This is a genomic window from Streptococcus sp. SM3, assembly GCF_027497875.1.
In genome coordinates, this window is record NZ_JAJNSA010000059.1 from 1 (window position 1) to 15,217 (window position 15,217).

At 39.8% G+C, this 15,217-nt stretch carries 13 protein-coding genes, 1 pseudogene and 1 riboswitch; of the genes and pseudogenes, 11 read left to right on the forward strand and 3 right to left on the reverse strand.

Going from position 1 to position 15,217, the window contains the following annotated elements; all coding sequences use genetic code 11:
- From PAN06_RS09095 to rpsD, 9 genes and pseudogenes are all read left to right on the forward strand, one after another.
- Window positions 1–732 (forward strand): annotated as a pseudogene (locus PAN06_RS09095) (tRNA uridine-5-carboxymethylaminomethyl(34) synthesis enzyme MnmG); the annotation flags it as partial.
- Between the two features lie 194 nt (window positions 733–926).
- The gene (locus PAN06_RS09100) at window positions 927–2,906 is read left to right on the forward strand and encodes a DHH family phosphoesterase (protein WP_080979586.1); all 1,980 of its coding nucleotides are present in this window, start codon (window positions 927–929) and stop codon (window positions 2,904–2,906) included.
- Entirely contained in the window at window positions 2,903–3,355 is a 453-nt protein-coding gene (rplI, locus tag PAN06_RS09105; protein ID WP_003002156.1) for a 50S ribosomal protein L9, read from the forward strand. Before PAN06_RS09100 ends, rplI begins: the two co-directional genes overlap by 4 nt.
- Window positions 3,356–3,380: 25 nt before the next feature.
- Entirely contained in the window at window positions 3,381–4,739 is a 1,359-nt protein-coding gene (gene dnaB, locus PAN06_RS09110) for a replicative DNA helicase (protein WP_070449606.1), read from the forward strand.
- 1 nt (window position 4,740) lies between these two features.
- The gene (locus tag PAN06_RS09115) at window positions 4,741–5,013 is read left to right on the forward strand and encodes a Veg family protein (RefSeq protein ID WP_003009183.1); all 273 of its coding nucleotides are present in this window, start codon (window positions 4,741–4,743) and stop codon (window positions 5,011–5,013) included.
- Between the two features lie 34 nt (window positions 5,014–5,047).
- Window positions 5,048–5,149: riboswitch (TPP riboswitch) on the forward strand.
- A 74-nt stretch (window positions 5,150–5,223) separates the two neighbouring features.
- Window positions 5,224–5,982, forward strand: coding sequence for an ABC transporter permease (locus tag PAN06_RS09120; RefSeq protein ID WP_269796137.1), 759 nt, complete (start codon window positions 5,224–5,226; stop codon window positions 5,980–5,982).
- Between the two features lie 56 nt (window positions 5,983–6,038).
- Entirely contained in the window at window positions 6,039–7,034 is a 996-nt protein-coding gene (locus tag PAN06_RS09125; protein WP_269796138.1) for an ABC transporter substrate-binding protein, read from the forward strand.
- A complete protein-coding gene (locus PAN06_RS09130) occupies window positions 7,027–7,758 on the forward strand; it encodes an ABC transporter ATP-binding protein (RefSeq protein ID WP_269796139.1) in 732 nt (243 codons plus the stop codon). Before PAN06_RS09125 ends, PAN06_RS09130 begins: the two co-directional genes overlap by 8 nt.
- Window positions 7,759–7,963: 205 nt before the next feature.
- Window positions 7,964–8,575: a 30S ribosomal protein S4 gene (rpsD, locus tag PAN06_RS09135; protein WP_269796140.1), complete on the forward strand. Its 612-nt coding sequence runs from the start codon at window positions 7,964–7,966 to the stop codon at window positions 8,573–8,575.
- 151 nt (window positions 8,576–8,726) lie between these two features.
- Here rpsD and PAN06_RS09140 read toward each other — a convergent pair whose 3' ends face one another.
- Window positions 8,727–9,260 (reverse strand): TetR/AcrR family transcriptional regulator, encoded by a 534-nt coding sequence (locus tag PAN06_RS09140; protein ID WP_003001962.1) that lies wholly within the window; start codon window positions 9,258–9,260, stop codon window positions 8,727–8,729.
- A 134-nt stretch (window positions 9,261–9,394) separates the two neighbouring features.
- On the opposite strand from PAN06_RS09140, the gene PAN06_RS09145 reads away from it, so the two are divergent.
- Window positions 9,395–12,190, forward strand: coding sequence for a YhgE/Pip domain-containing protein (locus tag PAN06_RS09145; protein ID WP_269796141.1), 2,796 nt, complete (start codon window positions 9,395–9,397; stop codon window positions 12,188–12,190).
- Window positions 12,191–12,278: 88 nt separating this feature from the next.
- On the opposite strand, the gene PAN06_RS09150 is transcribed toward PAN06_RS09145, so the two are convergent.
- A complete protein-coding gene (locus tag PAN06_RS09150) occupies window positions 12,279–12,941 on the reverse strand; it encodes a DUF4947 domain-containing protein (protein ID WP_118396230.1) in 663 nt (220 codons plus the stop codon).
- 92 nt (window positions 12,942–13,033) lie between these two features.
- A complete protein-coding gene (locus tag PAN06_RS09155) occupies window positions 13,034–14,281 on the reverse strand; it encodes a carbohydrate-binding domain-containing protein (RefSeq protein WP_118396232.1) in 1,248 nt (415 codons plus the stop codon).
- A gap of 213 nt (window positions 14,282–14,494) precedes the next feature.
- Between PAN06_RS09155 and PAN06_RS09160 the strand changes: the two genes are divergently transcribed.
- Window positions 14,495–15,217, forward strand: a 723-nt coding sequence (locus PAN06_RS09160; protein WP_269796142.1) for a polyphosphate polymerase domain-containing protein, incomplete at its 3' end; no start/stop codon positions are given.

The window sequence follows — 15,217 nt, forward strand, 5'->3', positions numbered from 1 at the left end:
GCGGCTCTAAAAATCCAAGGAAAACCGGAACTCATTTTGAAACGCAGTGATGGTTATATTGGGGTCATGATCGATGATTTGGTAACAAAGGGAACGATCGAACCGTATCGTTTGTTAACAAGCCGTGCAGAATACCGTCTGATTTTGCGTCATGACAATGCAGATATGCGCTTGACAGAAATGGGACGAGCAATTGGATTGGTAGATGATGAACGTTGGCAACGTTTCGAAACCAAGAAGTATCAGTTTGAAAACGAGATGAAGCGTTTGGATAGCATTAAGTTAAAGCCTGTAAAGGAAACCAATGAGAAGGTTGCTGCAATGGGCTTTAAACCATTGACAGATGCTGTCACTGCTAAAGAATTCTTGCGAAGACCAGAAGTCTCTTACCAAGATGTGGTAGAATTTATCGGTCCTGCAGCTGAAGAACTGGATGATAAAATCATTGAATTGATTGAAACTGAAATTAAATACGAAGGCTATATTTCAAAAGCAATGGACCAAGTCGAAAAAATGAAGCGTATGGAAGAAAAACGAATTCCTGCGAATATTGACTGGGATGATATTGACTCTATTGCAACCGAAGCGCGTCAAAAATTTAAATTAATTAATCCAGAAACGATTGGTCAAGCAAGTCGTATCTCAGGTGTCAATCCAGCGGATATCTCTATTTTAATGGTTTACTTGGAAGGTAAATCTCGTAGTATCTCCAAAAACAAAGCAAACCACTAATCAAATGGGGCTGAGATGATGTTTCAGCCTCAATTTTATGGATTGAAATCTGTTGTTACTATTTACACAGTTGTAAACCTTGTTTACAAAGTAGTGAAGCCGAGGAAGAGCTTTTACAGGTCGATCTTCTCTGTAATATAGAGAGAAACCTCGCTTTTTGCCTCTATTTATGGTATAATTCCGAGAAGAGGTTTATGATGAAAAAATTTCGTTTATCGTTCATCCATTATGTGTTAATTGGTTTTATTTCATTTGCAATTTTAGCAATTTTTTTAAGAATCTTTGGCAAAGGCTATGTAACTCTCATTGCAATTTTTTTAGTCTTAGCTGGATTGATTGCTTTATTTGAATACCAGTTACAAATTTCAGAGTTAGATGAATTAGAACAAATACAATACGTTAACCATCAGGCAGAAAGCGGATTAGCATCCCTCCTTGATAAAATGCCTGTTGGAGTTATCAAAATTAATGAAGAGACAAATGAAGTAGAGTGGTTCAACCCTTATGCTGAATTGATTTTTTCAACAGATGATGGGGACTTTGATGTTGAATCCTTGAAAAAGTTACTCAATACTCTGTTTGAGGATAAAGGTCATTATGTCACTGTAGCCGATAAGAAATATTCTGTTTACTTTGATCAGACGTCTAGTGTTGTTTACTTTTTTGATGTTTCAAGTGAGTATGAAGCAACTGTGGGATTGGTGACAACTCGTCCCGTTATCGGTATTATTTCTGTTGATAACTATGATGATCTAGAAGATGTCATTTCAGACTCTGATATTAGCAATATCAATAGTTTTATTGCCAACTTTGTAGAAGAGTTTACAGCTCATTACCATATGTTTTACAGACGTGTGGGGATGGATCGTTTCTATTTGTTTACAGACTACACGGTCTTAGAACAGTTGATGGAATCAAAATTTTCTGTCATCGATCAATTCCGTGAAGAAGCTAAAAATCGTGAGCTACCTATTACCTTAAGTATGGGATTCTCGTATGGTGACGGGGAGCATGATGAGATTGGTAAAGTGGCTCTCTTGAACCTAAACCTTGCGGAAGTTCGTGGTGGGGATCAAGCAGTAGTCAAAGAAAATGATGAACAGAAAAACCCTATTTTCTTTGGTGGTGGAACAGCTTCGGCTGTGAAGCGGACTCGGACTCGCACACGCGCTATGATGACAGCTATTTCGGATAAAATTAAATCCGTTGATCAAGTTTTCATTGTTGGGCATAGAAACTTGGATATGGACGCTTTAGGAGCGTCTGTGGGGATGCAGTTTTTCTCTAGCAATATTTTGGCTTCCTCTTATGTGGTCTATGACCCGCATGCAATGGCTAGTGATATTTCAAGAGCAATTGCGAAACTAGAAGAAGAGCAGGTGACGAAAATCCTTCCCCTAGAGGAAGCCATGCAAATGGTGACGGATCGCTCTTTGTTAATTATGGTTGACCATTCTAAGACAGCCTTGACTCTTTCAAAAGAGTTTTATCAGGAATTTCAACAGATTATTGTCATTGACCATCACCGTCGGGATGATGATTTCCCTGAAAATGTTCTGATCACCTATATTGAAAGTGGAGCAAGTAGTGCGAGCGAATTGGTTAGTGAACTTATTCAGTTCCAGAAGTCGAAGAAAAATCGGTTAACGAAGATTCAAGCTAGTGTCTTGATGGCTGGGATTATGCTGGATACTAAGAACTTCTCCGCACGTGTTACGAGTCGGACCTTTGATGTGGCGAGTTACCTTCGTTCAAGAGGTAGTGATAGTGTAACCATCCAGGAGATCTCTGCGATTCAGTTTGATGAGTACCGCGAAGTGAACGAACTGATCTTGACTGGTGAAAAGATTTTGCCACATATCATCGTAGCTTGTGCCAATACGACTAAAGCCTATGATTCAGTAACTATTAGTAAAGCAGCTGATAGTATGCTAGCCATGTCTGAGGTGGAAGCAACCTTTGTCATTGCTTGTAATCAAAGTGGGACTGTCTCGATTTCTGCACGAAGTCGAAGCAAAGTCAATGTACAGCGTATCATGGAACAGCTTGGCGGAGGAGGTCATTTCAACTCGGCAGCCTCTCAAATTGAGGGTCAAGATTTGATGAGTATTCGTCAACAACTGATTGAGACTATTGAAAACGAAGTAACTATTGAAAAGGAGAATGTAGAATGAAAGTTATTTTCTTAGCGGATGTAAAAGGTAAAGGTAAAAAAGGCGAAATTAAAGAAGTACCTACTGGTTATGCACAAAACTTTTTGATCAAGAAAAATCTTGCGAAAGAAGCCAATGCCCAAGCAATCGGTGAACTTCGTGGAAAGCAAAAGTCAGAAGAAAAAGCGCATGCTGAATTGTTAGCGGAAGCGCAAAAGATTAAAGCAAAATTAGAAGAAGAAGCAACTGTTGTTCAATTTACTGAAAAAATTGGGCCAGATGGCCGTACCTTCGGCTCTATTACCAATAAAAAGATTGCAGAAGAGCTTGAGAAACAATTTGGCATTAAAATTGATAAACGTCATATCCAAGTTTCCTCTCCAATTCGTTCAACAGGTTTGATTGACGTCCCTGTAAAAATTTATCAAGATGTTACAGGTGTGATTAATATTCGTGTAAACGAAGGATAAACACGATCGATAGAAAGGTTTTTTTATGGCTGAGATAGAGGAATTACGAACACAACCTCAGGATATCCAAGCGGAGCAATCAGTGTTGGGAGCCATCTTTATTGATGAGGGGAAATTGGTCTTTGTTCGTGAATATATCGAGCCTGGCGATTTCTTTAAGTACTCGCACCGTTTGATTTTTAAAGCCATGATCGATCTAGCTGACCGCGGGGATGCGATTGATGCAACGACTGTTCGAAATATTTTAGATAGTCAGGGGGATCTCCAAAATATTGGCGGTCTCTCCTATTTGGTTGAAGTCATTAATTCGGTACCAACTTCAGCTAACGCAGAGTATTACGCGAAGATTGTTGCCGAAAAAGCTGTCTTACGTCGGTTGATCTCTCGATTAACGGAAAGTATTAATCAAGCTTATGATGGTGCAAGTCCTTCAGATGAAATCATTGCGGGTGCTGAAAAAGCTCTGATTGATGTTAGTGAAAACGCAAATCGTAGTGGATTTAAAAATATTCGAGACATCTTAAATATAAATTTTGGTAGCTTAGAAGCCCGCTCGCTTCAAACCACTGATATTACGGGTATTGCGACAGGCTATCGCGATTTGGACCATATGACGACGGGGCTACATGAGGAAGAGTTGATCATTTTAGCAGCTCGTCCTGCAGTAGGGAAAACAGCCTTTGCTCTAAATATTGCACAAAATATCGGAACCAAGTTGGATAAGACAGTGGCTATTTTCTCATTAGAAATGGGTGCTGAAAGTTTGGTCGACCGGATGTTAGCAGCTGAAGGCTTGATTGAATCCCATTCGATTCGTACAGGTCAATTGACGGATGAAGAGTGGCGAAAGTATGCCATTGCTCAAGGAAATTTGGCCAATGCGAGTATTTACATCGATGATACGCCAGGAATTCGGATCACTGAGATTCGTTCGAGAGCAAGAAAATTAGCGCAGGAAACAGGCAATCTCGGTCTTATTCTGATTGACTACCTGCAGCTGATTACAGGGACTGGAAGAGAAAACCGTCAACAGGAAGTTTCAGAAATTTCCCGTCAGTTAAAGATTTTGGCCAAGGAACTAAAAGTACCTGTTATTGCTTTGAGTCAGCTGTCACGTGGTGTGGAACAGCGCCAAGATAAACGTCCTGTTCTTTCTGATATTCGTGAATCTGGATCCATTGAGCAGGATGCGGATATTGTTGCCTTCTTGTATCGAGATGATTATTATGATCGGGCTGGTGAAGAGGAAGAAGATGGCATGCCCAATAATACGGTTGAAGTGATTATAGAGAAAAACCGTTCAGGTGCGCGTGGAACAGTAGAATTAATTTTCCAAAAGGAATACAATAAATTCTCAAGCATTTCAAAGAGAGAGGATCAATAAGATGAGTGATGCATTTACAGATGTTGCAAAAATGAAAAAAATTAAAGAAGAGATCAAGGCTCATGAAGGACAAGTGGTTGAAATGACACTTGAAAATGGACGGAAACGTCAAAAAAATAAATTCGGACGCTTGATTGAGGTCTATCCTTCTTTATTTATTATCGAGTATACGAACGACAATAGCTTACCAGGTGAACCGGCCAATACATACGTGGAGTCTTACACCTATTCAGATATTTTAACAGAGAAGAATTTAATTCGTTATTTGGATTAATTTCTTGCTTTTATCGTCTAAATCAGTTATTATAATAAATACATATGGGAGTCTGTGTACAGTCTGAGAGGAAGTGTAAGCTTCGACCGCACCTGATCTGGGTAATGCCAGCGTAGGAAACAAATGAAATTTATTTTTCGTTATGAGTGACCTTGTGCAATCCGTCTCCTATTTTGGAGGCGTTTTTTATTTGTGAGAAAGGAGGTTACGATGTCTCTTGTAAAAAGATATTCAAAACAATTGATAGGATTTGCAGGTTTTAGCAGTCTTCTTGTCTTATGGCAGTTAGCAGGAGTTTTAAAAATCCTCCCCAAATTTGTATTACCAACGCCACTTGAAATTGGGAATGCCTTTGTACGAGATCGAGTGCTTCTGATGCATCACAGTTTGTCTACTCTTCAAGTAGCCTTGATCGGACTTGTTATAGGCGTTCTTTTGGCTGCTGGCTTAGCGATTCTCATGGATAGTTTTCAATGGGTGAATGATCTGGTTTATCCTTTTATGGTTGTTATTCAAACCATTCCGACGATTGCCTTGGCCCCTATCCTGGTTCTTTGGTTTGGGTATGGTATGCTTCCAAAACTAATTTTGATCATTATTACGGTAGTGTTTCCCATTGTAGTTAGTTTCTTAGATGGTTTTCGACATTGCGATCAAGATATTCTGAGATTGTTTCAGATTATGCAAGCCAATCGCTTTCAGACTTTAGTCCATTACAAAATTCCTGCAGCCCTTCCTTATTTTTTTGCAGGTTTACGTGTGAGCGTTTCCTATGCTTTTATCAGTACGGTAGTTTCAGAATGGTTAGGAGGGTTTGATGGATTGGGAGTTTATATGATCCAATCGAAGAAGTTGTTTCAGTATGATACAATGTTTGCGATCATTGTATTAATTTCTGCTATTAGTTTACTCGGTATGTTTCTCGTTGACCAATTAGAAAAACGCATTTTGAAGTGGAAAAAGGGTTGACAAACTTGTAAATAGTGTAAAAATAAATTGACAATAATGTAAAAGAGGTATTTCTTATGAAGAAGCAGTTAGCTTTGGCTTTATCAATTATTTGTGGAGTTGTTTTTTTGGTTGCTTGTCAAAATTCTGTCAAAAAATCGTCAAGTAATGAAACGAAGATTGATTTTATTCTAGATTGGACCCCGAATACCAATCATACAGGTCTCTATGTAGCAAAGGAAAAAGGCTACTTTAAAGATGCAGGACTGGATGTAGATATAAAACTTCCCCCGGAAGACAGTAGTTCTGATTTGATTATAAATGGGAAAGCTCCATTTGGTATTTATTTCCAAGATTCTATGGCCAAGAAATTGGATAAAGGTGCGGGTATTACCGCTGTTGCAGCTATCGTCGAACACAATACGTCAGGGATTATTTCAAGAAAAGATGCAGCGATCACAAGTCCAAAAGATTTGGTTGGTAAGCGGTATGGCACCTGGAATGATCCAATTGAGTTGGAAATGATCAAATCGATGATGAAAAAAGAAGGTGCTGATTTTAATCAAGTAAAATTGGTTCCAAATAGTGATTCAAATTCCATTACACCAATTGAAAATAAGGTCTTTGATGCTGCTTGGATTTATCATGGTTGGGATGGAATTCTAGCTGAGCAAAAGGGAATGAAGACCAATTTCTTTTATATGAAAGATTTTGTCCCTGCATTTGACTATTATTCTCCTGTTATTATTGCTAACAATGACTATTTGAAGTCTCATAAAGAGGAAGCAAAAAAATTCATTCAAGCGGTGAAAAAGGGTTACCAATATGCTATAGAGCATCCAGAAGAAGCTGCGGATATCTTGATCAAACAGGCCCCTGCCTTGGCCAACCAGCGTGATTTTGTCCTAGCTTCTCAAAAATATCTTTCCAGTCAGTATGCTTCAGATAAAAACAAATGGGGGCAGTTTGACCCCAAACGGTGGAATGATTTTTATGCTTGGGCAAAAGAGCAAGGATTGGTTTCAAATGACTTAAGAGACAAAGGTTTCACAAATGAATTGGTAGGTGACTGATATTTTAACAGTAAAAGATGTAAGTTTCTCATTTGGAGATAAAGCAGTTTTAAATAATGTATCACTAGAAGTGCAAAAAGGAGAGATCGTATCTATTTTAGGTCCCAGTGGGGTTGGGAAATCGACCTTGTTCAATTTAATTGCTGGGATCCTTCCCTTGCAAAAGGGGTCTATAGAAGTAGATGATGCCCCTGTCTCTTTTGGGAAAGTCAGTTATATGTTACAAAAGGATCTTTTGTTAGAACATAAGACAGTATTGGGAAATATTATTCTTCCCCTTCAATTAAAAAAAATACCTAAGGAAGAGGCGACATCTACAGCTATAAAATTGTTAGAGGAATTTAAGTTGGGAAGTATCGCCAACCATTATCCTAATGCGCTGAGTGGGGGGATGCGGCAACGGGTGGCGCTATTGAGAACCTATCTTCTGGGTCATTCTGTTTTCCTATTAGATGAAGCTTTTAGTGCTTTAGATGAATTGACAAGGCAGGATCTTTATCAATGGTATCTGGAAAGCAAGGAACGTCTTGGTCTCACCACTCTTTTGATCACTCATAGTATCGAAGAAGCTTTGACATTGAGTGACCGGGTCTATATCTTGAATCATAATCCTGGAGAAATTGTTGCAGATCTTCCTTTAAAATGGGATCCAGCAACGGATAGAGACTGGCAACAATTGCAATATAAAAAACGAATCATAGAATTATTGTCTGAATTTCATTGAAATTGTTTTGAAGGACTTTACAAAGTCTCTATTCCGTGATAGAATAGAATTTGTGCGAAATAACAGCAGGACAAAATGAAGCTCGTCAACAGGAAGCCAGCTAGAAAAGTAACCTTTGCTGTTTGGGCGAAGGCTTTCTGAACGAATCAGGTTTGTCTAAAACGTTATTTCCTACAAAAATTATTTTTATAGGAGGACATTTTACATGTCACGTTATACAGGACCATCTTGGAAACAATCTCGCCGTCTTGGCTTGTCACTTACAGGTACAGGTAAAGAATTGGCACGTCGTAACTACGTACCAGGTCAACACGGACCAAACAACCGTTCAAAATTGTCAGAATACGGTTTGCAATTAGCTGAAAAACAAAAACTTCGTTTCTCTTACGGACTTGGTGAAAAACAATTCCGTAACTTGTTCGTACAAGCTACTAAAGTTAAAGAAGGAACTGTCGGTTTCAACTTCATGCTTCTTTTGGAACGTCGTTTGGATAACGTTGTTTACCGTCTTGGACTTGCGACTACTCGTCGTCAAGCTCGTCAATTCGTTAACCACGGTCACATCCTTGTTGACGGAAAACGCGTTGATATCCCTTCATACCGTGTAACTCCAGGTCAAGTGATCTCAGTTCGCGAAAAATCAGCTAAAGTTCCAGCGATCCTTGAAGCTGTTGAAGCAACTCTTGGACGTCCAGCATTCGTATCATTCGATGCTGACAAACTTGAAGGTTCATTGACTCGCCTTCCAGAACGCGATGAAATCAACCCAGAAATCAACGAAGCACTTGTCGTTGAATTCTACAACAAAATGCTTTAATTTTAAGATATACTTTGCAGAAAGCCTACTACAGTGGGCTTTTTATTTTGTCTTAAAGGGTTGATTTCTGGCTTTGCTCCCCTTTTTGTTTTCTTAAAACCTAAACCTGCTAATAAAAAAACTCCTGATCTAGATCGATCAGGAGAGACTGTTACCGTAACATTTTCATTAAAAATTCAGCCATTTGTTGAGGACTTTCTTTTTTTCCGCGCGAAACCCACATCTGACAGACTCCGAAGAAGGCATTGGTCAGATAGACAGAACTGTAGACTCTTTCAATATCTGTTAATGATTTATGACTATAGCGCTCTTGCAAACTATCAACCAGAAGAATCTGTAATTTATGTCGTAAGAAGGTTTGGATCTCTTTGGTTCCATTCTCTGTCAGAAGAACTGCAAAGAGTGGCTCCTTGGTTAGGAATTCGAACACTTCTGTAATCGCTTGGCGCTTGTCGTCTTGGTGTTTGTCAAAGATATATTCAAGCTTGTGAAAGAGTGCTTGTTGGTAGCGCTCGATCATATCGTACTTGTCTCGATAGTGGGTATAAAAGCTAGAGCGACTAATGCCGGATTCTTGTGCTAACTCAACCGTTGTGATTTGGTCGAATGATTCCTTTTCGAGTAGTCGAACCATCGCCTCCTCGATATTTCGTTTTGTTTTTAATCGTTTATTGCTCTCAGTCATCTGTTAATCCTTTTTGCACAAAATTATACACAGTGTCTAAAAATAAAGATTTCCTACTTGTGAAAATTTCTAGAAACTGTATAATCTATTATATCAGAAATTTAGACAATGTGTATAAAAAGGAGACAAAAAATATGATGAAAGAATGGAAGGCTATTCTTAAAAAGCCAACATTTATCATTGTCATGATTGGAGTTGCTTTGATTCCAGCTCTTTATAATATTATTTTTCTATCTTCCATGTGGGATCCATATGGCCAAGTTTCGGATCTTCCTGTAGCGGTTGTCAATAAGGATCAATCTGCTACATATAATGGACAAAAGATGGAAATAGGAAAAGACATGGTGTCCAATTTGAAGGACAATGACTCACTTGATTTTCATTTTGTAGATGAGAAAGCTGCGAAAGATGGTCTTAAAAATGGCGATTATTATATGATTGTAACCCTGCCTGAGGATCTTTCAAAGAAAGCTAGCTCCATCTTAACCAATCATCCGGAACAGATGACCATTGATTACCAAACATCCAGTGGTCATAGTTTTATCGCAGGGAAAATGAGCGACACTGCGATGACAAAGATGAAGCAGTCAGTGGCTGAAAAAGTGACCAATACTTATACAACAGCTTTATTTTCTAAAATGGGATCGCTTAAAACTGGTATGGGGACAGCGGCAGATGGAAGTGCTAAATTAGCAGATGGTGCAAGTAAATTGGAAGATGGTGGTCAAACACTATCTACTAATTTGAATACATTGGCTCGTTCAAGCTTAGCATTTTCAGATGGTGCGACTACTCTTCGTACAGGTCTAGCAGCCTATACAGATGGTGTTGGTCAATTAGGAAATGGTCTCAATCAAATGGCTGGTCAACTTCCAAACTTGGTATCTGGCGTCAATCAATTAAATAATGGGTTTGGTACTTTTAATACAGGCTTGATGGCTTACGCTACCGGAGTGGATCGATTAGGAAATGGTCTCAATCAAATGGCGAGTCAAACCCCTCAGTTAGCTTCAGGAGTTGGTCAATTAACCAGTGGTATGGGGACCCTCAATGATGGTCTTGGGAATTATACCAATGGCGTACGTCAATTGAATTCGGGCCTATCTAACTTTTCAAATGGTTTAGTAACCTATACAAATGGAGTTGCATCATTATCAGAAGGAGCGGGTCAATTAAGTAGTCAATCTGCTACCCTTCGAAATGGGGTTTCTCAATTAGAATCAGGTATTCAAACATTATCAAGCCAGCTACAAGCTTCTACAAGCCAATCTGCTCAGATTGATCAATTGGCAGCTGGTTTAAACCAATTAAATGCAGCGATTCAAAATGCTTCAGTAGATACCAGCCAACTTTCGTCTGGATTGACGAGTATTGCGAATTCAGCTCAAGCGATCCTTGCTTCAGCCCAAGCGGATCGTGCAAATGCCCTTGGAAGTGTGCAAGGGACAGCAGCTTATCAAGCAATGACAGCTGATCAACAAGCGGAAATCAGTGCAGCGATCTCATCGAGCCCAAGCTCGAGTGAAACAGCAGCTCAAGGGATCTTGACAACGATCCAAACGATCCAAGGTAGTTTCAATACAGGAAATAGCTTAACACAGTTGCAAACTGCAGCCAATCAAGTTTTACCAACAGCTTCTTCTACCTTGACAGACTTGTCAAGTGGCTTGTCTAAGATCCAATCCGCAGTTAGTGGACAATTGTTGCCAGCTAGCCAAACCATCAGTCAAGGGATCGGCGCTTATACAGCTGGTGTTGATAAAATCGCTAGTGGGGCAAGCCAACTTCAGACCAATAGTAGCACTTTAACAGATGGTGCTAGTCAGTTAGCAGCAGGTGTTGGCCAACTAGATAGTAAATCATCGGAATTGCTTGCAGGAAGCAATCAATTAGCTTCTGGACTAGGTGAGTTAAATGGTAAGATGCCTGCTTTGACATCAGGTATGAATCAACTGGCTTCAGGAGCAACACAATTAACAGGTAAGTCTAGTGAATTGGTTGTTGGAGCTGAAAAATTAGCTGATGGTGTAGGGCAATTGAACAGCAAAACTCCAGAGTTGGCAGGTGGTGTCAACAAACTTGTCACAGGTGTCAACCAGTTGACAGAGAAATCAGGACAATTGGTGACGGGGGCTGATAAACTAGCTGACGGAGCAAATCAAATCTCAGAAGGATCCAGCAAATTAGCAACGGGTGGCCAAACATTGACAAACGGTTTAGGTGAATTAGCAACAGGAAGCCAAACCTTGAGTCAAGGATTAAACGATGCTAAGGGACAATTGAATGTGGCTACAACTGAAAAAGAAAACGCAAAAACCTTAGCCAATCCTGTTACGACTTCTAAAACAGACCATGATAATGTTCCTGTGAATGGTGTCGGAATGGCTCCTTATATGATCTCGGTAGCACTCTTTGTTTGTGCCTTGTCAACCAATATGATCTTTGCAAAATTGCCATCCGGTCGTCATCCTGAAAGTCGTTGGGCATGGTTTAAATCTCGCTTTGAGGTCAATGGAACCATTGCGGTGGTTGCAGGAATCTTGGTCTATGGTGCTGTTCACTTGATTGGTTTATCTGCCAATCATGAGATGGCTACCCTCTTCCTTTGTGTGATCGGTAGTGTAGCCTTCATGTCTATCGTGACCGCTTTAACAACATGGCAAAGAAAGGTCGGTGCTTTCCTCTCTTTGATCCTCTTGCTTTTGCAATTGGCTTCTAGTGCAGGAACTTATCCTCTTGCTTTGACAAATGGCTTTTTCCAAGCCATTCATCCATTCTTGCCAATGAGCTATACCGTCTCTGGTCTTCGTCAAACGATTTCGATGACAGGAGAAATTGGAAATCAAGTCGTCTTTCTTCTGATGACTATTGCTCTATTTGCGGGACTAGGGATGTGGTTTTACAATCCAAAAAAATATGAAGAGGACTAATCGTCAAGAACTCTCAACTCATTTGGAGTTGAGAGTTTTTTGTTTCATGTGAAACAAAAATTCTCGCTTGTTTAAGCGAGAATATTCATTATTTAAAGAAGACAACATCAGGATTTGGCGTAATATAGAGGAGTTGGTCGTTTTCAAAGACCAGTTGGATGGTGTTGTTTTTATAGGTGTAAATGGTGTAATCTACTCCGAATTTAGAAGCTTGTTTCAGATCAACAGCTCCCAATAAAAAGGCATGAGCTTGTTCTTCTGTAATTTTCCCCTTACGGTAGAGATTTTTAATATTTTCTAGTTCAATATTTTGAAAAGATTCGCTAATATAAGCAGGGTCTGTTATTTGTTTTTCTGGATTTCCAAGGATTTTTTGGACAAGAGCAGTGGTATACCCTTCATAATCCGGCGTTTGTACAAAAATATTGTCGTCATTTCTAGAGTAGGCTACTTTTAAGTTCCCTGTTGCATAAATTTTATCCTTGGGTGCTTCTTGGGCATTTCTAGGGAGCCCTTCGGTTGTGATGATGTCAGAAGTGGTCTCCGTAGTAGTTGAGGGAGAGCTAGAGGAATTACCTGTGCTAGTTGAGCTAGTTGAACGACTCGAGCTACTTTTTTTAGTGGTTTTCTTTTTTGAGCTGGTAGTAGTAGGCACTTGTTTAAAATTGATCTTAAGGTCCGGCACACAGGCTGATAGAAAAAGAAGAGACAGCAAGAGTGTGAAGAAAAGAGGTAGTGTCTGTTTTTTCATCATATTCCTTTCAACAAGTTGATTGATTTTCTATTCTATCATAAAAAGAGGAACAAAAAAAGGTCAGGAAGAAATCCTGCCTTTATTTGTTGTTATGGATGTCCGCCTCCAGGTCCACCACCTTGAGGTCCGCCACCGCCGGGAGCACCACCGCCTCCAGGCATGGAATTGACAATTTCTGTTTGTTTTTCACCATTGATATAGATATCTCCACCGGTATAGGTAGCAGTACCATCAAAGTCAAAGCCGGATTGCCCTGTTAAATTGATGGTTCCTCCAGTCACAGTGACATTACCGTTTGAGTCGATTGGATCGGTATCCCCTTGGCCAACTTCAACGTTGAGAGTTCCACCATTCATGGTGAAGAAAATTTCATCTTGGTTGGCATTAGCATTAGCCGCATTGACCCCGTCATCGGTTGCATAGATGGTGATATCTCCACCGTTAATGGTGATCGATTTTCCTTCGAGACCTTCGACAGACTCGGTTACCTGATAGGTTCCGCTATCGATGATCAGATCACCAGAAGCATGGATGCCATCGTCTCCTGCTGTGATGGTCATTTTGTTATCTGAAAGGTACATGGTTCCGACCGAAGTATCTTCATCATTATCCACCTTGACCGCATCTTCATCTGCGTCAATGGTCATGGTCGTGCCAGTGATATTGAGTTCGTCATTGACATTGAGGGCATCTCCTACAGCTGTGATTTTATAGGTTCCACCCGTGATGTGGAGAGTGTCATTGGCCTTTATCCCGTTGTTCTTCTTGGCATCGATGTTGAGCGTACCCGAACCATTGATGGTGAGGTCGCCTTTAGAGAAGATGACCGCATCGGCATCTTCATCACTGTTTGAACTTGAATCAGACAAGGTATTGGTCGTGCCATTTGCTAGAGTCAGGTAGACATGCCCCGCTTTCGTAGCAGAAATTGGTGCGTTGGTGTTGGACATAGTAACACCTTTTAAGACGATATGAACATCATCTGAGTCACCTGCTTCGACTTTGATTTGAACCCCATCGGATTCACCAGAGATGACATAAGTTCCGGCCTTCGAGATAGTCACAGTTGATCCAGAAACGGCTACGCCATCCCCTGAAACAGTTGCAGACGAGCCAGATAGTTTGACAATAGATGCTTTACTTTCATCATATGAGGTGTCTGAATCTTTTTCGGTAAAATAGTCAGATTGCTTGGTTTTAGTCGTTTTCTTTGAGACACTAGAAGCAGTTGTTGTTGCGTTTGTTGTAGCTGATTGAGATGATGCTTGGCTACACGCTGTTAGTAGGGTGAGGGTTGCGGCCCCCGTTAATAAAAATTTCCATTTGTTTGATTTCATGAGCTTTTCCTCTCGTTCAATTGATATGCTCCTAGTCTAAAGTTGCTAGCTGAAAGTTTCCTAAAGTTTTTCTGAAAGGAATCTTAACTTTAGTTTTCTTTAAGTTTGGCTTAATGACCAGTTAAGAAAGTCCCATTAAACTAGAAAACACGTAAGTCGTATCCATACTTACTGAAGATTAGAAGCAATATCCCCCCTTAAAGGAGTAGAAACATGAAAAAAACAATTGAGACAAGTTTTAAACGAATCGAAACAAAATATATCGTCGCAAAAGATGACGTAAAAGACTTGATCAAAGACTTAAAAAAATACGTCGTAGAAGATGATTATCCAACTTCAACTATTTCAAACATTTATTTTGATACGGAAAATTTTGAGGTTATTCAAGATGCTCTTGCCAAACAACACCGCCGTGAAAAAATACGTATGCGGACTTATATAGAAACACCTCAAGCAGACAGTCCGGTATTTCTAGAGGTGAAGTCAAAAGATGAAGAAGGAATTGGCCATAAATTCCGTCTAGTCGCCACTTCGCAAGCCATTATCAACTTGATGACAGATGGGAAAGTAGATCATCAGATACAAGATCCAGACTTAGTGCAAGAGATTCAGAGATTGCGCAAACGTTATGGTCATCGATTGGAACCACGGATGTTCATTTACTATGATCGTCTGTCTCTCAAAGAAAAGAAATCCATTCAGGGTTATCCTTATCAGAAGATTCGCGTGACAATCGATCAAAACTTAGTCTTTCGAGACCAGGCTGTTAGCCTTTTTGATGGGAAGAAAGGAGAACCTCTACTAGAGGATGACTTCGTGATCATGGAAATTAAGGCTCCTGGGCAAGAACCTCAATGGTTAAAGGATATTTTAGAGAAGTATGGTTTGGTGAAACAGAAATTTTCAAAATATAGCTGTGCTTATCATAAATCACAA

What these genes read in the sequence shown, in the direction of transcription:
- PAN06_RS09100 (WP_080979586.1), top strand. Translation starts at nt 927, where the DNA reads ATGATGAAAAAATTTCGTTTATCGTTCATCCATTATGTGTTAATTGGT.
- rplI (WP_003002156.1), top strand. Translation starts at nt 2,903, where the DNA reads ATGAAAGTTATTTTCTTAGCGGATGTAAAAGGTAAAGGTAAAAAAGGC.
- dnaB (WP_070449606.1), top strand. Translation starts at nt 3,381, where the DNA reads ATGGCTGAGATAGAGGAATTACGAACACAACCTCAGGATATCCAAGCG.
- PAN06_RS09115 (WP_003009183.1), top strand. Translation starts at nt 4,741, where the DNA reads ATGAGTGATGCATTTACAGATGTTGCAAAAATGAAAAAAATTAAAGAA.
- PAN06_RS09120 (WP_269796137.1), top strand. Translation starts at nt 5,224, where the DNA reads ATGTCTCTTGTAAAAAGATATTCAAAACAATTGATAGGATTTGCAGGT.
- PAN06_RS09125 (WP_269796138.1), top strand. Translation starts at nt 6,039, where the DNA reads ATGAAGAAGCAGTTAGCTTTGGCTTTATCAATTATTTGTGGAGTTGTT.
- rpsD (WP_269796140.1), top strand. Translation starts at nt 7,964, where the DNA reads ATGTCACGTTATACAGGACCATCTTGGAAACAATCTCGCCGTCTTGGC.
- PAN06_RS09140 (WP_003001962.1), bottom strand. Translation starts at nt 9,260, where the DNA reads ATGACTGAGAGCAATAAACGATTAAAAACAAAACGAAATATCGAGGAG.
- PAN06_RS09145 (WP_269796141.1), top strand. Translation starts at nt 9,395, where the DNA reads ATGATGAAAGAATGGAAGGCTATTCTTAAAAAGCCAACATTTATCATT.
- PAN06_RS09150 (WP_118396230.1), bottom strand. Translation starts at nt 12,941, where the DNA reads ATGAAAAAACAGACACTACCTCTTTTCTTCACACTCTTGCTGTCTCTT.
- PAN06_RS09155 (WP_118396232.1), bottom strand. Translation starts at nt 14,281, where the DNA reads ATGAAATCAAACAAATGGAAATTTTTATTAACGGGGGCCGCAACCCTC.